The organism is Dolichospermum compactum NIES-806 (assembly GCF_002368115.1).
GTDB classification, from domain to species: Bacteria; Cyanobacteriota; Cyanobacteriia; order Cyanobacteriales; family Nostocaceae; genus Dolichospermum; species Dolichospermum compactum.
Genome location: NZ_AP018316.1, coordinates 2,302,794 through 2,320,724, shown reverse-complemented (window position 1 = coordinate 2,320,724; position 17,931 = coordinate 2,302,794). Strand labels below are relative to the sequence as shown.

Here is a 17,931-nt window from a genome sequence, read left to right as displayed (position 1 = left end):
AGGGAACAGGGAATAGGGAATAGGCAATAGGGGAGAAATTTCATTCTCTATTCTTCAATTTCTTCCTCCTGACTCCTGACTCCTGACTCCTGACTCCCGACTCCTGCTATAATATTTACCAGTGATACCCATTGGGCAACACCGAGGTCTTCAGCACGAACTTGAGGATTTATTCCTAATTGTTCCAGTAATTGAGTCAAGTTGTCTCGTTCAATTACCGATTGTAAATTATTTCTTAACATTTTTCGCTTTGACCCAAATCCCAATTTCACCAGAGTTTCTAACTTTTTGGGGTCATGAGCCGGAATTTCTATCTGTTTAGGACTCAACCGCACCACAGCCGAATCTACCTTGGGTGGAGGCACAAATGCCGCAGCCGGAACTGTACAAATTAACTCACAATCTGCCAAATATTGCACCCGCACCGACAACGCCCCAAAAGTTCTCGAACCGGGTTTAGCATATAATCTTTCCGCTACTTCTTTCTGTATTAACAAAACAATCGTATCATAAGGCTCTGGATTAGGATGAGAAATCGTCCCCAGTAACTTTTCAATAATTGGTCCAGTAATATTATAAGGAATATTAGCAACAACTTTATTCTGCTTCTGAAAATTAGTAAATGTTGTTAATTGCGATGGTAAATCAAGAGTTAAAAAATCTCCCTGTAGCAAGAGAAAATTTTCTTTTTCCCCCAATTGTTTAGCCAGTAACTTACACAAATCTCGGTCAATTTCTACGGCTAATAGAGATTTCACCAGCGGTAATAACCGACGAGTGAGAATTCCTGTACCCGGACCAATTTCTAAAACCTTATCAGTTTCTTGACAATTAGCCGCTTGGACAATTGCGTTCAGAGCCTTATCACTTTTTAACCAATGTTGAGCAAACTGTTTACGGGGTTGAATCATTTTGTTGCCATTAAAAATTAGACTAGATAAATAAGTAACTCTATTTTGCGGATACAAACAGTTAGTACAAAAACTCATCACATAGTAGTTATTTTTCAGAACTACTTGTATATTAAGTCTTCATTTGACCTCCGCCGATTTATTTTTCCTCAGCATTATAAGTATAAAATTGATTTAATGCCCCTACCGTTTCAAACTTGTACCCTGGTATCCAAGAATCCAGTTTGATTTGAGTCCGGTAAATACTAAAGATCATATAGTCTTGTCGGTTAGTAGTAGTAGTAATCAGTTCCTTAATATGTGGCGTAGCGGAATTAAGCAGCTGTTCACAATTAACTTTAATTAACTTTTCCAAAAAACTTGGTGTTTTTTTACATACATCAGTTTCCAAATATGTTGTCAGCTTTTGGACTGCATACCTTTCGTATTCCTCCTGATTAGGGTTAGTTTTCGCCATAATTGCCCCTAGAACAGTAACGCCCACTGCTCCTACGCATATAATCATAGTTAAAGGTTTCATTTCTAGCCTGACCTAGTGTAGTGGTTAATCTTTTAAAGACTACCAAAAAAATTATCTAATTTCTGGCAAAAAAACTTGATCATTTTTATCAGGTCATGCTAAACTTACAGAAGTAAATTGAATGGCGAGCGTAGCCAAGTGGTTAAGGCAGTGGTTTGTGGTACCACCACGCGCGGGTTCGAATCCCGTCGTTCGCCCTATTTTGTTGCTTATTGATACTCCCATCCGCTAATATTGGTGCTAAAAACACCATGAGGGCAAACACAGCGGGGTTGCCCATAGTATTAATGAATCAATTTTCTAGAGTTAATGCATAGTATCTGGAGAAATATTTTCTGAAAAATATTCTCACTCTAGTCAGCTTTTAACTTGTAACCGCCAGTGGATTCTTTGTAGCCGTAACCAACGCATCCAAATTTTCGCAGGTTGGTCAAAAAACGTGAAAATATCGCCAAAACCAAAGTTAGTTTTTTGATGGTGTAACCAGTGCTGTTCTGGCGTAGTAATAAAGAGAAATTTACACAAAACAGTTACGGGTTTAGATGTTTGCCACCCCAGAGCCATCACGTGTCTCCACCATACATGAAACTGACCAAACAATAAACCGCAAATTACGCCAATAGGAGATAAACTCCATAACCAAACTGCTATCAGTAGATAAGGTAATGCACCCAAAATACCATCTAAAAGCACCTGAGGATTAAATGTGAGAATTGCATAGTGACGAAAACTCTTTTTCCAGGAGTGGTGAGTTGTCAAATGAAGGCTACCAAAAACGTGTTCAGGGACGTGATAGAAAAAGGTAGAAAGAAAATCGCCAAGAATCAATAATAGCCAAGCAACAGCGATAGCTTCAAGCATTTGGAATCCTGTATACATCTATAAGGCAATAGATATACTGTGTGTTGTTTATTTGATCTAGAACCTACGCAAGTGTCACCCCAAAAATCTATTGTAGGGTGTATCAGATATCAACAATCAGTTTATTTGCAAGATTCTTGCTATCTGATGCACCTTACAAATGTGTCAGTTGCCTAAGTTCTGTGATCATCACAATCTTCTAACTAAGACATCCCCTATGAGTAAAGATTGAGTTAATATAAGTACAAATTTAGGTTAAATTGCATATTTAGGGTTTGTTGAAAAAATTGCCAAATTTAAACCTGCTGATGGGAATTTAAATATGGCAAAATAGATCGTAATAACACAACCAATGTTCATGTAAAGAACTCAAATAGTAGGAAATACTAAATGCAAATATTGCAAAAAGTACAGGAACTACCGTAGTAAATTCTAACTTGCCTTTTTTTAATATTTCTAAACAAGAGATAACAATAACTACAGGCCATAAAATAGTGGTAATAATGACCATGACAAAAGATAGAAATTTATCCTCTGGAGAAGATGTAGGGTTACGGAGAGAAAAGATTAACCAATTGGTAAGAAAATAGCTAGTCATTAAGACATAGCTAATAACTAAAGTTGACTGGATTTGATTCACTACACCTACTCCTTCAATGATATAATTTATCAAAAAAATATCTATTTCAGATACATTTTAAGTGAATGCTAAAAATAAATTAACAAGCAATCATACTTGATTCAAAGCTGAATTTTGAAGTATGGTAACTACAGCATAATTCAGGAGTCACTGAGTCAGGAGTAAAATCGGCTTACTGTCTGGCTTTGAATTTAGATCCTGTACCTCATTAATCTGTAATATGCTGTATATTTATTAATATTAATTAGCTATTTCCACACTGGTATAGCATAGATATGGAAAAAGTGCCAAATAGAATGCAGCATTTAATACTCTCAAATTTAAAATAATTTGAAGTTGGCATAGTATGTTGGGAGTCAGGAGAAACAAGGAAGAATCATGTAGAACTGCAAAAAGCGCTTAATTTTTGATGGTGTCAACATTGAATATTCCGAAAACCATTGATTTATAAAGTGTTGATGTTTATTAAACAACGACTAATTACTTCTGCTCATGTCCTCAGCACCTTAGTGATTACTATAGACAGCATAAAAGTGAGAAAAATTTATATATTGGGAATTTGAAGATGGTAATTTGCAGAAGTCCGATAACTATAACCGATAGTAGCATCTTTTTGAATGTGTTGTTTAATACTGTCAAAATCTATAAATTCATCAGCTACATCAATAAGATGATTTCTAGACCGCGCTTCACTGTCGCTAGTAGTTGTTTGCAAACCAATTACTTCTACTCTAGCACCTACATTACTAACTGCATGAACAGCATAGGATAGATCTCCATCTCCACTAACTAAGACAGCGGTATCATAATATGGTGCTAAAGTAATCATATCAACCGCAATTTCGACATTCAGATTTGGTTTTTTGTAATTATCTACAACTACACTCATATCTTTAGTAACTACACGATAGCCGTTACGACGCATCCATAAGAGAAATCCCTGTTGTTTTTCATTGCCACTGTCCATTCCTGTGTAAAAGAAGGCACGTAGTAATCGAGAAGTTTTCGTTAAACGACAAAGCAATTTGACGTAATCAATTTCAATTCCCAGTTGTAATGCAGCATGAAATAGATTTAACCCATCAATAAAAATTGCTACCCGACCACGATTGTCATCCTCAGTAAAGCCAGTATTATTCGCTGGATTAGGTTCTTTAGGCTTAATATTGTCTTTGGTTGCGGGACTTTGCCAATGAGGTTTTTCTTTAAGTTCTTTATATTCGTTTGTTTTTTTGCTAAAATTGTCAAACTGCATTGATACCTCTATATATTAAAGTGGGGATGTTGTTGTAGGTAAATTGACAATAGCTAAATTCTAACTAATTTCTTAATCCTGCCTTGGTTGAATTAATACCTATAAGGTAGATTTTAGCTAATTTATTCCAGGTGAATATGATATTTTGCCGTTTACCTGCATATACTTTACACAATATGTACGCCTTTAGGCGAAATTCACTGTTTATATCCAGAACTTGTCTTTGAGTTTTGTTGGTAAAATCTACTCTGTGCGCCCAAAAGCAAGGATTGTTAAATCAAACTTAATTATTATTGGGGAATGGAGAGAGAGGGATTCGAACCCTCGTATACATTTCTGCATAACAGACTTTCCAGGTCTGCGCCTTCAACCACTCGGCCATCTCTCCAGGTGTCTCGCTTTGCCATAGTACAATAGAATTTAAAAAAATGCAACCTTTTTAGAAAAGAGATTTTTAATGGCTAGGGCTAGACTGTGCTATCACCACTTCCTGACCTGAAAGTGCGGAGTTTTCCACCAATCTTCTTATAATTAGGGGTGAAACTCCAAATCCGCAAATCTAAAAATCAAGATGGTTCAAACCCACAAAATTAAAGTTTACAATCGCCAAGCTGGGACATCACATACTCTCGAAGTTCCTGAAGACCGTTATATTTTACACACCGCTGAACAGAACGGGACGGAACTTCCCTTTTCTTGTCGGAATGGCGCTTGTACAACCTGTGCTGTCAGAGTTATATCAGGAGAAATTCACCAACCGGAAGCCATTGGGCTGTCTCCAGATTTACGTCGTCAAGGTTACGCTTTATTATGTGTAAGTTATGCTCGTTCTGATTTGGAAGTGGAAACACAAGATGAAGATGAAGTTTATGAACTTCAATTTGGGCGTTTTTTTGGTAAGGGCAAAGTTAAAGTGGGTTTACCCTTAGATGAGGACTAAGATTTTTTGTGTGTTTAGGTTAATGAATTTGATAGTGAGGATGGCTGCTGTCGTAGTCCATCTTCGCGTTTTTGTGCCGAAAATAATTATATTAGCTAGTTTTTTACTTTTGGTGAGTTGTCAAAGCCAAAACAACTCTTCAATAACTCCCGCTAGTGTCAAGGTAGCACGGGTTGTGAGTGGACAAAGTTTGGAAGTATTGGGAATGGAGTCACAACCGAATTTAATTTCCCAGGTGCGATTAATTGGTTTAGATGCACCTGATATCCGCCAAATGCCTTGGGGTGAGGATGCTAAACAATTTGTTGAAAGTTTGATTGGGGGTGCAAATCAAGCTGTGAATATGGAATTTGACTTAGAAGCCAAGGATAAATTTAACCGAACCTTGGCTTATGTATGGAAAGATAAACTGTTGTTAAATGAAGAAGTTGTCAAACAAGGATATGCTTTATTTGTAGCGCGATCGCCTAATCACAAATACGACCAACGACTAGAACACGCTCAACAATGGGCGAAAATCATGGGAAAAGGCATCTGGAATCCCGATGAACCCATGCGCGTGACTCCTGGAGAATTTCGCCGCCTCTCTCGTTAAATGTAGGTAATAAGTAGTCGGACAAAATCAAATTAACTCCTTACTTATATCATCTGTTGAAGAACGACAACTGACCACTGACCACTGACCACTGACCACTGACCACTGACAACTGACAACTGACAACTGACAAATATGCAAATTTTTCTAGATATTGCTACAGAAGCAGCTTTAGCCGCAGGTGTAGTTTTACAAGATTATTTAGGTAAATTAGAAAACGTAATCACCGAAAAAGGCCGTCCTGGTGATTTAGTTACCGCTGCCGATAAAGCGTCTGAACAGGTAATTTTACAAGTATTGCGTCGCCATTTTCCCCAGCATTCTATTCTCGCTGAGGAGTCGGGAAAACTGGGAAATCAAGACAATGAATTTCTCTGGGCGATTGACCCTCTCGATGGTACAACTAATTACGCCCATCAATACCCCTGTTTCGCTGTCTCCATTGGGTTGCTGATTCACGGTGTCCCCAAAGTAGGGGTAATTTATGACCCTTTTCGTGATGAATTATTTCGGGCTGCTGCCAGCTTAGGTGCAACTCGTAACCGTCGCCCTATTCAAGTGTCCCAAACATCGGAATTAGGTAAAAGCTTGTTAGTTAGTGGATTTGCTTATGACCGCCGGGAAACTCCTGACAACAACTATGCAGAGTTTTGTCATCTTACCCATCTTACCCAGGGTGTTAGACGTGATGGTGCAGCAGCCTTGGATTTAGCTTATGTAGCCTGTGGCAGAGTTGATGGTTATTGGGAAAGGGGAATTTCTCCTTGGGATGTTGTAGCTGGGATCATATTGGTTCAGGAAGCGGGAGGCAACGTCACCGCCTATGATGGGACTCCGATAAACATTGATTCAGGGAGAATTCTGGCTACTAACGGTCATATTCACAAAAAACTCAGTCACGAATTGATGCAAGTTCCCCGTTTATCTAGTTGGACATAAGTTTTGTATCTATACTAAACACGGGTGGGATATAAACTTTTGCAAAATGACAAATAGCTTAGATGTGTAGGGGTTTAGCAGTGCTAAACCCCTACCTTGAGAATCAAACAATCAAGCCGTTTTGAGTATACATCTGGCGAAATTAAATATGCGTTCCTTGTAAATCTTCTCCATAAGTAATGGGACAGAATTAATTACACAATTAATTTTTCTGTTCCCTGTTCCCTGTTCCCTGTTCCCTCTCTCAACGAGTGAATTTAATTTGGTCTGACTACTTGTTTTACATAGAACGTCTCTACAATCATCCCCAAATAAAATTTTCTTTTTAGTCCACTAGCAAAATTAGAGATTTTCACCTATTATGATAGAAAGCGTAAAAAATTGTAAACTAGATTGACAATCTGGTTAAATTTATGTAGGTGAATGATATTCGCCTGCCATAAACGCATAAAATCCGTACTTATAAAACATTTTGGAGATTTGCTCTCATGACCATCGCAGTTGGACGCGCTCCCAGTAGAGGGTGGTTTGACGTATTAGACGACTGGCTAAAGCGCGATCGCTTTGTATTCGTAGGTTGGTCAGGAATATTATTATTCCCCTGTGCCTTCCTCGCATTAGGCGGTTGGCTAACTGGTACAACCTTCGTCACCTCCTGGTACACCCACGGACTAGCATCTTCTTACTTAGAAGGAGCTAACTTTTTAACAGTAGCAGTATCCACACCAGCCAACAGCATGGGACATTCCCTGTTGTTTCTGTGGGGACCTGAAGCTCAAGGTGACTTCACCCGTTGGATTCAACTCGGTGGTTTGTGGCCTTTCGTAGCCCTACATGGCGCATTCGGTTTGATTGGCTTCATGTTACGCCAATTTGAAGTCGCTCGTCTCGTCGGTCTTCGTCCTTATAACGCCCTTGCTTTCTCCGGTCCTATCGCCGTATTCGTCAGCGTGTTCCTGATGTATCCTCTAGGACAATCTAGCTGGTTCTTTGCACCTAGCTTTGGAGTAGCCGCAATTTTCCGTTTCCTCCTATTCCTACAAGGTTTCCACAACTGGACACTCAACCCCTTCCACATGATGGGTGTAGCGGGAATCTTAGGTGGAGCTTTACTTTGTGCCATCCACGGTGCCACAGTAGAAAACACCCTATTTGAAGACGGTGAAGGTGCAAACACTTTCCGCGCTTTCAACCCCACCCAAGCTGAAGAAACCTACTCTATGGTGACAGCAAACCGTTTCTGGTCACAGATTTTCGGTGTTGCTTTCTCCAACAAACGTTGGTTGCACTTCTTCATGTTGTTTGTCCCTGTGACAGGCTTGTGGATGAGTTCCATTGGGATCGTTGGTTTAGCATTAAACCTGCGGGCTTATGACTTCGTTTCCCAAGAATTACGGGCAGCAGAAGACCCAGAGTTTGAAACTTTCTATACCAAAAACATTTTACTGAACGAGGGTATCCGCGCTTGGATGGCTCCTCAAGATCAACCCCACGAACAGTTCGTATTCCCAGAAGAAGTATTACCACGCGGTAACGCTCTCTAACTCTGGAATTTACCCTGAATTTATCTTTGTTAGGTAGCCCTCACCTCAATGGTGGGGGTTTTTTTATGGCAGAAATTGAAATTAGGGTATTGCAAATTTTTGTAGTTGTGCTATAGTAATTTTAGGTTACAACCCAAAGCATTTTGCTTTGCCCCTTTTGAAACTAAGACCATTTAGGCAACAAGGAGGTGATGCCCATGATAGAAAGTAGTATACGCATGGGTCATCAAGTTGCAGTTAGCCGGCTGAGCGCCGGGGCTGTTCTCTAAAAGTTAGCTTTAGTTCTCTTGAGATACTAAGTTAGCTCAACTAACTAGGCTTAACATCGGAGTTCCTTCCGGCAGTCTGGTTGCAACTTGAAGACCCGCTAGACCGCCCTGACTTAGATTATCTGGTCTAAATCAGGGCGGATAGTTTTTAAAGGTGTTTTTTAGGTTAAACCAGCACACAACCGAGTCTGTGAATTAACTACGAGAAAATCCTACACAGGTTGTTTAGCAAGGTTTTTTAATTTTTCTCTGCTGTACTAAGTGGTAGTTTTTAATCAGCAGTATGAGACAATATTTAGATATTTGCTAACAACAATTAGCAACATGAATTATTGTCGGGGAACATTTATCAGCGATCGCCCATCATTTATATCTGTCAGGTTTTTGGAGTGAAAACAAAACACCCATCAAAAGCAAGCCCTAATTAATGTAGAAAGGGTTTGATTGCAAGTACATTGCAAAACTTGTCTAAATTATTCGATGCTGAAGCTCATCCGCCAATCTTCTACATAGGAATAGCTTGATGCAAGTGTAAGGAAGTCAAATTTACCAACCGTAAACGAAAGTATTATACCAGATAAATTGACATCTACTTGATCAAAAAATCTTATGTTGATTATTAGAAAAAGTGATAGTATAATCGCAGGATATGGTGGAAAGTTTTTGCATAAGTTAATTGCATTGAAGTTTAACGATGAGTTAATCAATTGTTAGCCTTGTGAAAGTTATGATCGTGGTATTGGTGGCAACCATGCCTATTACACAGGTTTCAACAAGATTTCGCGTTTATCAACAGTTAGCTACAGCGAACTCAAGTTATCCATATAAAGGTGTGAGGAGAAAAGGAAAAATGTCTAATATTTTGTGGAAATCCTTGGTGGTTAGCCCAACAATTTTGGGAGCAGCACTGTTAGTATCTTCAACAGCAATCGCCGCACCCAGTACCAGCAAGGACGCATCGGCAATAGAAACTTCCTCTACAACAGAAGTTTCTCAAAAGCCAACAACATTGGCAACAGAAACCAAAGAAGCCCAAGTTTTGGCTCAGGTTAACCGCTACAGCAACGAAAACAATACTTCTTTAAATCAGGTAACATCAGTTTCCCAATTCTCTGACGTGCAACCTACAGATTGGGCATTCCAAGCATTGCAATCTTTGGTAGAGCGCTATGGCTGTATTGCGGGTTATCCCAATGGCACATATCGCGGTAATCGGGCTTTAAGCCGTTACGAATTTGCCGCTGGTTTAAATTCTTGTTTAGATCGTGTAAATGAATTGATTGCCACAGCAACCGCTGATATGGTAACAAAACAGGATTTAGCAACATTGCAGCGTTTGCAAGAAGAGTTTTCTGCGGAATTGGCAACTTTACGTGGTCGAGTAGATGCTTTAGAAGGGCGGACTGCTGAATTAGAAGCCAATCAATTCTCCACCACAACTAAATTAAAAGGTGAAGCCATTTTTGCTGTCACCGACGTTTTTGGTGGTGAAACAGGCAAAGCTAACCGGGCGGTTTTCCAAGACAGAGTGCGTTTAGGCTTGGAAACCAGCTTTACGGGTAGAGATATATTAACAACCCGGTTGGCTGCTGGTAATGCCACAGCCTTTAATATTCGAGATGATGGGAATAATCCTATTGCTGCTGGTGGAGTCGGCAAACAAACAGTTGAAGTTGGTGCAACTAGCCCAGCTAACAGCGTTAAGATTGACAAATTAACTTATGAAGCTCCTGTAGGACCTGCAAGAGTTTATCTTTCAGCTAGTGGTGGGCAACATAGTGATTATGCCGCTGTTAACAATCCTTACTTCTTTGATAAAACAGATGGTGGTAAAGGGGCTTTAAGTACCTTCGCATCTGAAAACCCCATCTACCGGATTGGTGGTGGTTCTGGTATTGCCTTGAATGTACCCTTTGGGAAAGCTGGTGATAGTTCTTTGAAACCAAGTTCTCTCACATTAGGTTACTTAGCTTCAAGCGCTAATGATCCTAGCCCCAGCAATGGCTTGTTTGATGGCAATTATGCGGCTTTAGGTCAGTTGAATTTTAACGTTGGTAATCGAGTTGCTTTGGCTGCCACCTATGTGCATGGTTATCAAAAAGCAGGTACTACCTTATTTGATTCAGGACTTGGTACAGGTGCTTTAGTAGGCACTGCACAAGCGAATACTTTAGGCGTTAATTCAGTAACAGGTGCTACTAGTGCCTCTTCCAGTAACTCCTACGGTATTTCCGCAGCTATCAAGCCTAGCAATAAACTGTCTTTGAGTGGCTTTGTTTCCTACCATGATGTTACAGGCTTTGGAGCTAATGATGATAAAGAAGCTTGGAGCTATGGTGCAGGTTTAGCTTTACCTGATTTTGGTAAGAAAGGTAACGTCTTGGGTATCTTCGGTGGCGCTCAACCTTACTCACTAGGTGCGACTGGTAGAGAGACTCCATACCAAGTAGAAGGCTTCTATAAGTATCGCGTTTCCGAAAATGTCTCCGTAACTCCTGGAGTTATTTGGATGACCTCTCCTGGACAAGCTAATAACACTAATGATACCGTGATCGGTACACTCAGAACAACTTTCAGCTTCTAGACTGTTAAAAATCGGTTCATAAGTTGAAACGTTATTTGACCCTGCCTCATGGCGGGGTTTTTTGTGGGGAGTAAAAACCCCAGTGGAGAACCGGAGTATACTGTAAAAGAACGTGAGTTCGACGAAAATAATTTGACCCCCCTGGTCAACCTCTCCCCGCACCTCTCCCTAACGGTGTACACACAAGTTGGAAATTGCCTGTTGGTTGCCATAAAACCCCACCCCTTAACCCCTCCCTCACAAGGGTAGGTATTTAATATTGTCTGTGAAGGCAAGACTGGGAAGACTTGGAGGGAACGTAGACAAGGAAGATTTTATCCGCACAATAGTCTTTTAACGGTGTGTTATTGTTGCCAAAAAACATCATCCTGTAGGGTTTTCCTCATTTTCATACTTCAATTTTGATCTTGGACTACTGCTTGTGGAACTATCATGTAAATCTGAATACGCAATTTTGGCGTTATTAGAGATGGCTACTCATTACGAAAATGGTGAACCGATGCAAATTCGGCAAATCGCTTTGCAACAAAAGATACCTGATCGCTATTTAGAACAACTGTTAGCAACTTTGCGGCGTGGGGGTATAGTTAAAAGTCAACGGGGTTCAAAAGGCGGCTATTTATTGGCGCGAGAACCTCGGAAAATTAGTGTCTTTGATATTTTAGAATGTTTAGAAGGTTTAGATGTGCAGACTGGTGAGCAAAATACTAACCCCACGAGTTTAGATAATTCTGTGGTGTCAGAAATTTGGCAAGAAGCACGTCAGGCGGCAAATTCAGTGTTACAAAATTATTCGCTTCAGGATCTTTGTGAAAAGCGGGATTCTCGGAAGCAGTTGGATATCATGTACTACATTTGAAGGCATAAAAACTTATCATGCAGATTGTTGAAAATATTACGGAATTGGTGGGACGGACACCTTTAGTTAAGTTAAACCGGATTCCTCAAGAATTAGGTTGTGTGGCGAAAATTTTGGTGAAATTGGAAAGTATGAACCCCTCGTCATCGGTAAAAGACCGGATTGGGGTAAGTATGATTATGTCGGCGGAAAAGGAAGGATTAATTGCCCCTGGGAAGACGATTTTGGTAGAACCAACATCGGGAAATACTGGGATTGCTTTGGCTATGGCAGCAGCGGCTAAGGGGTATCAATTAATTTTAACTATGCCGGAAACGATGAGTGCGGAACGGCGGGCGATGTTAAGGGCTTATGGGGCCCAGTTGGAACTCACGCCGGGAATTGAGGGGATGAGTGGGGCGATTCGACGGGCGCAGGAGATTGTGGACAGAACACCATACTCCTATATGTTGCAACAGTTCCGCAATCCGGCTAATGCCCAAATTCACCGGGAAACTACGGCGGAGGAAATTTGGGCAGATACGGATGGATTGGTGGATATGATTGTGGCGGGAGTGGGGACTGGGGGGACGATTACGGGGGTGGCGGAAGTTTTGAAGGCACGGAAACCGAGTTTTCAGGCGATCGCTGTCGAACCAGCTAATAGCCCGATATTATCGGGGGGTAAACCAGGTCCACACAAAATTCAGGGGATTGGGGCAGGTTTCATTCCCCAAGTCTTAAAGGTAGAATTGATTGATGAGGTAATTACGGTGACTGATGAGGAGGCGATCGCCTTTAGCCGCAGATTGGCCAGGGAGGAAGGGCTACTATCGGGGATTTCCAGTGGTGCAGCCCTTTGTGCAGCGGTGCGTGTCGCCCAACGTCCAGAGAATCAAGGACGCTTAATTGTGATGATTCAGCCTAGTTTCGGTGAGAGATATTTAAGTACACCTTTATTCCAAGACCTAGAAGCGAAAACAGCAACTAGTGCCAATTAACAATCTGTTGGATTCATGTCCGATTTTAACCACTACGACACCCTAAAAGTTAGTAACAATGCAAGTCTTGCGGAGATTAAACAAGCTTATCGCCGCTTGGTGAAAATTTTTCATCCTGATAGCAATCAACAGATAACAGATAATGAGCAAATTATTCGTGTTAATGCTGCCTATGAGGTTTTAAGTGACAGTAAAAGTCGTTTCAATTATGATGAAAAACTCCGTCACAGTCAGCAAAAATTTCATCAAGTTCGCCAAAAACGTGCAGAATCTGCCCAACAGCACCACAAAGCAACTAGGAAAATAAGAAAAGATGTTGATGAAAACGTTGAGGAATGGTTACGTTTAGTTTATAAACCAGTAAATCGCATACTTTCGACCATTCTCAATTCTTTAGAATCACAAATTGATGAATTAGCCGCCGATCCTTTTGATGATGATCTTTTAGACGAATTTCAAGATTATTTAGAATCCTGTCGGGAAGATTTGCGAGACGCACAAATTAAGTTTCGTTCTTTACCAAATCCTACTAGTTTTGCAGCCGCAGCAGCCCATATTTACTATTGTATGAGTCAAGTGGCAGATGGAATAGAGGAGTTAGCCTACTTTCCATTAAGCTATGATGATCGTTATTTGCACACAGGACAAGAATTATTTCGGATAGCGAAAAGATTGTATCGGGAAGCGCAAGAATCGGTTACTTGATGAGATTGTATAGCAATTCCTATTTACTTGACCACTGGGAAAAGCATAATCAAATTCAGGTGCTTTTGATACCCATAAATGGGGATGTACTCGGTGCATAAATTCTTTTGCTGTGCGGTTAATAAGCACATTTCCCAAAGCTGTAGTCAGTAAGCAAGAGTTCTCCACCTTCTTCGCTTCCATAATATTAGAGCGATCGCACTTAATACAGGTAACACCGTCCAAAATGATCCCCATTTAGTCAGCAATACGGCAAAAATATCCAGTTGGGGATTAGCTGTAGAGTGAATTGTCAACAAAATTGGCATATCCCAGGGAAAGTTACCTTTATTTTGCCAAATCTTCACCGTCAGGATTTCTACAACCTGCAAAGGCAAATACACACCCATAAACATCCCAAACAAAGAACGCCAATGGGAAACTAACAGGTTTTTCAGAAAATCAAGCCGTGAATTGCTCTCACCCCTACTTTTTGTGAGTTTATTCATAATTCTATCCCAGTAGATAAGTATCATTTTTATCAAAATACTGATGATAAATCAACTGTCGTAGTCCAGATAGAAGAAAATATTTGCTGCGGAATCCTAAACATCAGGAAATTCTCATTCAGACAACTTTATAGATACTGGTACTAGACATTTTATTATTGATAAGTTTATAATACAGTAAGTTGATAGAGATACCGTAGTTTAGCAAAAAATTGCCAAAACTCAGGTCACATCAAGACTTAGTATAAACAATCACTCTTCATGAATAACAAAAGTCTACTGACAAGATTTATAAATAGTCATTCTGAACAAACTTAGACAGCGATTTTTTGTATTCATAAAATTGAGTCTATTCAACTTTATCTTCTTCATTTCTTAACCACCTTACACTCAATACCAGTATGGACTATTTATTACTACCAGCGTTTAGCTTTTTTATTGGCATCATTGTGGGTTTAACAGGTATAGGTGGAGCATCTTTGATCACTCCTATGTTGATTTTTGTTTTTCAAGTACCACCTTCTATTGCTATTAGTTCTGATGTGGTTGCGGCTACATTAATGAAAGTAGTAGGGGGAGTAAAACACTGGCAACAGAAAACCCTTGATTTAGAAGTAGTTAAATGGCTATCAATGGGTAGTGTTTCTGGTTCGCTGTTGGGGGTAGGAGTTTTACACCAACTCAGACAAAGTGGAGAACATAACCTAGATAACCTCTTACTGCGGTTACTAGGAGTCATGATTTTGATAGTTACATTGACAGCATTAATCCAAATGTTGTTGATGACTTTTTTCCCAAAAGTCAACTTACCTGAATTACCAAAATTAAATTTAAAAACCAATCAGGGACGTTTTCTTACTTTACTTATTGGTGCAATTTTAGGCTTTTGTGTAGGAATGACAAGTGTTTCATCAGGCTCTATGTTTGCCTTAGCTATCATAGCATTTTTCCGATTAGATGCCCGAAAATTAGTCGGTACAGATATTACCCAAGCCGCCATTTTACTAATATTTACATCCCTGGGACATCTGACTTTAGGAACTGTTGATTGGAGTTTAGTCATACCTATTTGGATAGGTTCTGTTCCCGGAGTTCTTATTGGTGCGAAACTTTGCGAAATTACTCCTCAACGTCCGCTCAGATTTATTATCTATAGCATCTTAATGATGGTAAGTTGGAAATTAGTTGGACAAGCATAATTAACTTCTCATCTGTGTTTTAACTTACTTGCCCAAATAATAGATTAAAAGTCCCTCGTTCGTACATAATAAATAACCCTAGACCAATTAATACAAAAGGAACAAGAGCCTGACCATAGCGACTTAAAATATAACTAATGTTAGCTTGACGAGTTAATAAATCAGCGATACCGCACCAAACCCCTACCATAACAAAAAATACCGTCAAAATTATTCCTAAACCCACAATATTTTGACCTGCAAATAGGGGTATGTAAATACTAATATTATCACCACTATTAGCAACTGTCACAGCCGCAACTTTATAAGTATTGGGATGTAAAATGCTTAATAAAAAAGAAGATGGAGGGCTATTCTGTTCAGTATTCACTGTCTGAACTTCTCCACTTTCTTCTTCCCGATTTACTAGTTGTTTAATCCCAATAGCTATTGGTAATAGTCCTAATAATCCAATCCATTCTCGCTGGATAACTAAGCCACCAAAAAAACCTGGTAAGCTGAGGATAATAATAGCTGTAAAGCCAAGATATTGACCGATAAAAATATGTCTACGCCGAAAATTTCTATCTATTTGCGAAGAAAATAGCAATAGAATAATAATGTCGTCAATATTAGTGGCAGCAAAAGCAATTATGCCTTCTATAAAGGCAGCAGCAAACTTATTCATGGCAAAATTCAAAAATATACTATTTATCAAGATAGCAATATTTGGAACACTAAATTCAATCTCATAAGTTTCAGGTTCAATTAAAAAAATGTAGCTTAGGTTAAGCGACAGCGCAAACCAACAAAATACTGGAAATGTTAGAAATATTGGAAATGTTGGGTTTCTTTGCGTCAACCTAACCTACATAATTTAAGTAATGACTATTAAAATTATCCAAAATGAATGAATAATTTATTGACAGCAATTATTACCGGAGTAGTTGCCTTCATAGCCACTAATATTGATGATATTGTAATTTTGTTAGTGTTTTTTGCTCAAGTAGATGAAAATTTTCGTCCTTGGCAAATTGTTGTTTGTCAATATTTAGGTTTTACCATTCTCGTCATCTTCAGTTTACCTGGATTATTTGGTGGATTGATTCTGCCTCAATCATGGATTGGTTTACTAGGCTTAATTCCTATTGCTATTGGTATTAGTAGTTTAGTGAATAGGGAATGTTCCCCCGAGGAATCTTGTTTAACTGTACTAAGGGCGTTTTACCCACTAACTCGGTGATATTTTTCGCTATTCGCATTGCTATACCTCTTGGTAACTAAATGTAATACATGGGATTATTTTGGGCGCGAGTCTCTCTTTCCTGACACAAATCTTGGAGTGTATAACTACGCAAAACCTCAATTGCAGCCGCGTTAGCTTGTTCCCAGATTTCTACAACCAAAGTTTTTTCTAGCGTCGGAGTCTCAGTGCTTTCTTTTTCTTTTCGTTCACCTTCCACCAAGGTGACAATTTCTAGCAAGGTGATTTGCCAAGGCTCGCGCGTTAATACGAAACCGCCTTTTGAGCCACGTTGACTCTGTACCAAACCCGCACGTCGCACTTGAGTGAGAATCTGTTCGAGATAGCGTTCTGGTATGGGTTGTTTGCCCGCAATCTCGCTCATTGTCAGAGGCACTTTTTTGCCATGATGGCTGGCTAGTTCTAACAGTGCTAGGAGTGCGTATTCCACTTTTGCAGAAAGATCCAGAAGAGCGTAGTTTTGACTATTCAAATCTGTATTCAGAATACTACTGTACATTGATAGATTTGTCGGCTGTTAACCGCAATTATTTTACTTTTGGGTGTTAGATGTGATAGTACCACACCTACAATAAGTAAAATATCATAACTCTATCGGATTTATGGTGTTTGTGTACAAGATTCTCAAATTTGCTGAATATTTTCGGTAAATTGCTTGAACACAATACTTTTTAGATCAATAATAATGTATACTACGGTTACTATATTGAAGGTTAGTAGCATACACGCAAATACAGAGTTACACAGGTTTAACCCAATTATTTTTGTATTAACCGATAGGATAACATCCCGGATTGACGGCATGAATAAATTCACTACCGGCTAATGGTCTTCCCCGTTTATAGGCTGCTTCTTGTGGTTGTCCCCAACCTAGTTGTAAAATAATTTCGAGAAAGTTCGGATTTTCCCACTTTAATAAAGTTGCCCATTCTGTTCTTTGGACAATTCTTTCTACATCTACTATGTTCACTTTTTGATGTTGTTTACCATTACTAAAACTTAAATATAAATCCATTTCTTCTGTCACCAGATACCAAAATTCTAAAAGAGAATTTTTGGCGGGTTTCAAGATTTCTAAATCACTTTCTAATGCTATCAATTCTGGATCAATTTCTGGATAATGGAGATTTTTACCTTTAACCTGAATATCTTTCCAGATAATTCCAGAAACTTGATTTTCTCGTTGATATTCATGAATAGAGGCTTTAAAATCTTGGTAAGCTGTGAATCTTTGTACTCCTTCGGTTCTGATAAACGGATCTATAACAGGATTACTAGCAACAGTTATATCTAACTTTAACCTTTCTCCTTTTAAGCAAGCTTGGCGTTCGATTGCCAAAATCTGAATTAACTCTTGGGTATTGTAAATATTTGACATCAGAACAAGACCTAATTAGTT

18 protein-coding genes, 2 tRNA genes and 1 pseudogene are annotated in these 17,931 nt (G+C 39.3%); 11 read left to right on the top strand and 10 right to left on the bottom strand.

Annotated elements, in window-relative coordinates; all coding sequences use genetic code 11:
* Positions 1-47: 47 nt before the first annotated feature.
* Both rsmA and CA730_RS11100 read right to left on the bottom strand, forming a co-directional pair.
* Positions 48-911: a 16S rRNA (adenine(1518)-N(6)/adenine(1519)-N(6))-dimethyltransferase RsmA gene (gene rsmA / locus CA730_RS11105; RefSeq protein ID WP_096671452.1), complete on the bottom strand. Its 864-nt coding sequence runs from the start codon at positions 909-911 to the stop codon at positions 48-50.
* Between the two features lie 139 nt (positions 912-1,050).
* On the bottom strand, positions 1,051-1,431 hold the full coding sequence (locus tag CA730_RS11100; RefSeq protein ID WP_096667253.1) for a DUF4359 domain-containing protein: 381 nt from the start codon (positions 1,429-1,431) through the stop codon (positions 1,051-1,053).
* Positions 1,432-1,555: 124 nt separating this feature from the next.
* Between CA730_RS11100 and CA730_RS11095 the strand changes: the two genes are divergently transcribed.
* Positions 1,556-1,628, top strand: a tRNA-His gene (locus CA730_RS11095).
* A gap of 160 nt (positions 1,629-1,788) precedes the next feature.
* On the opposite strand, the gene CA730_RS11090 is transcribed toward CA730_RS11095, so the two are convergent.
* The 4 genes from CA730_RS11090 to CA730_RS11075 all read right to left on the bottom strand — a co-directional run bounded on the left by CA730_RS11090 (position 1,789) and on the right by CA730_RS11075 (position 4,575).
* Positions 1,789-2,292 carry a fatty acid hydroxylase gene (locus CA730_RS11090; protein ID WP_096671450.1) on the bottom strand — a complete coding sequence of 168 codons (504 nt, stop codon included), beginning with the start codon at positions 2,290-2,292 and terminating at the stop codon, positions 1,789-1,791.
* 316 nt (positions 2,293-2,608) lie between these two features.
* Positions 2,609-2,932 (bottom strand): hypothetical protein, encoded by a 324-nt coding sequence (locus CA730_RS11085; RefSeq protein ID WP_096671448.1) that lies wholly within the window; start codon positions 2,930-2,932, stop codon positions 2,609-2,611.
* 544 nt (positions 2,933-3,476) lie between these two features.
* Positions 3,477-4,187 (bottom strand): LabA-like NYN domain-containing protein, encoded by a 711-nt coding sequence (locus tag CA730_RS11080; protein ID WP_096667252.1) that lies wholly within the window; start codon positions 4,185-4,187, stop codon positions 3,477-3,479.
* 301 nt (positions 4,188-4,488) lie between these two features.
* Positions 4,489-4,575, bottom strand: a tRNA-Ser gene (locus CA730_RS11075).
* Positions 4,576-4,758: 183 nt separating this feature from the next.
* Between CA730_RS11075 and CA730_RS11070 the strand changes: the two genes are divergently transcribed.
* The 8 genes from CA730_RS11070 (at position 4,759) to CA730_RS11035 (ending at position 13,602) form a co-directional block, all read left to right on the top strand.
* On the top strand, positions 4,759-5,127 hold the full coding sequence (locus CA730_RS11070; RefSeq protein WP_096667250.1) for a 2Fe-2S iron-sulfur cluster-binding protein: 369 nt from the start codon (positions 4,759-4,761) through the stop codon (positions 5,125-5,127).
* 40 nt (positions 5,128-5,167) lie between these two features.
* On the top strand, positions 5,168-5,722 hold the full coding sequence (locus CA730_RS11065) for a thermonuclease family protein (RefSeq protein WP_096667248.1): 555 nt from the start codon (positions 5,168-5,170) through the stop codon (positions 5,720-5,722).
* A 126-nt stretch (positions 5,723-5,848) separates the two neighbouring features.
* Positions 5,849-6,661 (top strand): inositol monophosphatase family protein, encoded by an 813-nt coding sequence (locus tag CA730_RS11060; protein ID WP_096667247.1) that lies wholly within the window; start codon positions 5,849-5,851, stop codon positions 6,659-6,661.
* 488 nt (positions 6,662-7,149) lie between these two features.
* A complete protein-coding gene (psbD, locus tag CA730_RS11055; protein ID WP_096667244.1) occupies positions 7,150-8,205 on the top strand; it encodes a photosystem II D2 protein (photosystem q(a) protein) in 1,056 nt (351 codons plus the stop codon).
* Positions 8,206-9,324: 1,119 nt separating this feature from the next.
* Positions 9,325-11,058, top strand: coding sequence for an iron uptake porin (locus tag CA730_RS11050; protein WP_096671446.1), 1,734 nt, complete (start codon positions 9,325-9,327; stop codon positions 11,056-11,058).
* Between the two features lie 421 nt (positions 11,059-11,479).
* The gene (locus CA730_RS11045) at positions 11,480-11,917 is read left to right on the top strand and encodes an RrF2 family transcriptional regulator (RefSeq protein ID WP_096667243.1); all 438 of its coding nucleotides are present in this window, start codon (positions 11,480-11,482) and stop codon (positions 11,915-11,917) included.
* Between the two features lie 17 nt (positions 11,918-11,934).
* A complete protein-coding gene (gene cysK, locus CA730_RS11040) occupies positions 11,935-12,897 on the top strand; it encodes a cysteine synthase A (protein WP_096667241.1) in 963 nt (320 codons plus the stop codon).
* A gap of 15 nt (positions 12,898-12,912) precedes the next feature.
* Positions 12,913-13,602, top strand: a complete 690-nt coding sequence (locus CA730_RS11035; protein ID WP_096667238.1) for a J domain-containing protein — start codon at positions 12,913-12,915, stop codon at positions 13,600-13,602.
* Between the two features lie 146 nt (positions 13,603-13,748).
* Here the strand turns inward: CA730_RS11035 and CA730_RS11030 are convergent, their stop codons facing one another.
* Complete coding sequence (locus CA730_RS11030) at positions 13,749-14,090, bottom strand: hypothetical protein (protein ID WP_197705521.1); 342 nt, start codon at positions 14,088-14,090, stop codon at positions 13,749-13,751.
* A 401-nt stretch (positions 14,091-14,491) separates the two neighbouring features.
* On the opposite strand from CA730_RS11030, the gene CA730_RS11025 reads away from it, so the two are divergent.
* On the top strand, positions 14,492-15,289 hold the full coding sequence (locus tag CA730_RS11025; protein WP_096667236.1) for a sulfite exporter TauE/SafE family protein: 798 nt from the start codon (positions 14,492-14,494) through the stop codon (positions 15,287-15,289).
* Positions 15,290-15,308: 19 nt separating this feature from the next.
* On the opposite strand, the gene CA730_RS11020 is transcribed toward CA730_RS11025, so the two are convergent.
* Positions 15,309-15,956 carry a cadmium resistance transporter gene (locus tag CA730_RS11020; RefSeq protein ID WP_096667234.1) on the bottom strand — a complete coding sequence of 216 codons (648 nt, stop codon included), beginning with the start codon at positions 15,954-15,956 and terminating at the stop codon, positions 15,309-15,311.
* Positions 15,957-16,178: 222 nt separating this feature from the next.
* Between CA730_RS11020 and CA730_RS11015 the strand changes: the two are divergent.
* Positions 16,179-16,451, top strand: a pseudogene (locus CA730_RS11015) (cadmium resistance transporter); the annotation flags it as partial.
* Positions 16,452-16,548: 97 nt separating this feature from the next.
* On the opposite strand, the gene CA730_RS11010 reads toward CA730_RS11015, so the two are convergent.
* Complete coding sequence (locus CA730_RS11010; RefSeq protein ID WP_096667232.1) at positions 16,549-17,031, bottom strand: RrF2 family transcriptional regulator; 483 nt, start codon at positions 17,029-17,031, stop codon at positions 16,549-16,551.
* A gap of 270 nt (positions 17,032-17,301) precedes the next feature.
* Positions 17,302-17,910 (bottom strand): hypothetical protein, encoded by a 609-nt coding sequence (locus CA730_RS11005; RefSeq protein WP_096667230.1) that lies wholly within the window; start codon positions 17,908-17,910, stop codon positions 17,302-17,304.
* Between the last annotated feature and the right edge of the window lie 21 nt (positions 17,911-17,931).

Coding starts and splice junctions, on each gene's coding strand:
- rsmA (WP_096671452.1), bottom strand. CDS start 911: ATGATTCAACCCCGTAAACAGTTTGCTCAACATTGGTTAAAAAGTGAT.
- CA730_RS11100 (WP_096667253.1), bottom strand. CDS start 1,431: ATGAAACCTTTAACTATGATTATATGCGTAGGAGCAGTGGGCGTTACT.
- CA730_RS11090 (WP_096671450.1), bottom strand. CDS start 2,292: ATGCTTGAAGCTATCGCTGTTGCTTGGCTATTATTGATTCTTGGCGAT.
- CA730_RS11080 (WP_096667252.1), bottom strand. CDS start 4,187: ATGCAGTTTGACAATTTTAGCAAAAAAACAAACGAATATAAAGAACTT.
- CA730_RS11070 (WP_096667250.1), top strand. CDS start 4,759: ATGGTTCAAACCCACAAAATTAAAGTTTACAATCGCCAAGCTGGGACA.
- CA730_RS11065 (WP_096667248.1), top strand. CDS start 5,168: ATGGCTGCTGTCGTAGTCCATCTTCGCGTTTTTGTGCCGAAAATAATT.
- psbD (WP_096667244.1), top strand. CDS start 7,150: ATGACCATCGCAGTTGGACGCGCTCCCAGTAGAGGGTGGTTTGACGTA.
- CA730_RS11050 (WP_096671446.1), top strand. CDS start 9,325: ATGTCTAATATTTTGTGGAAATCCTTGGTGGTTAGCCCAACAATTTTG.
- cysK (WP_096667241.1), top strand. CDS start 11,935: ATGCAGATTGTTGAAAATATTACGGAATTGGTGGGACGGACACCTTTA.
- CA730_RS11035 (WP_096667238.1), top strand. CDS start 12,913: ATGTCCGATTTTAACCACTACGACACCCTAAAAGTTAGTAACAATGCA.
- CA730_RS11030 (WP_197705521.1), bottom strand. CDS start 14,090: ATGAATAAACTCACAAAAAGTAGGGGTGAGAGCAATTCACGGCTTGAT.
- CA730_RS11025 (WP_096667236.1), top strand. CDS start 14,492: ATGGACTATTTATTACTACCAGCGTTTAGCTTTTTTATTGGCATCATT.
- CA730_RS11020 (WP_096667234.1), bottom strand. CDS start 15,956: ATGAATAAGTTTGCTGCTGCCTTTATAGAAGGCATAATTGCTTTTGCT.
- CA730_RS11010 (WP_096667232.1), bottom strand. CDS start 17,031: ATGTACAGTAGTATTCTGAATACAGATTTGAATAGTCAAAACTACGCT.
- CA730_RS11005 (WP_096667230.1), bottom strand. CDS start 17,910: ATGTCAAATATTTACAATACCCAAGAGTTAATTCAGATTTTGGCAATC.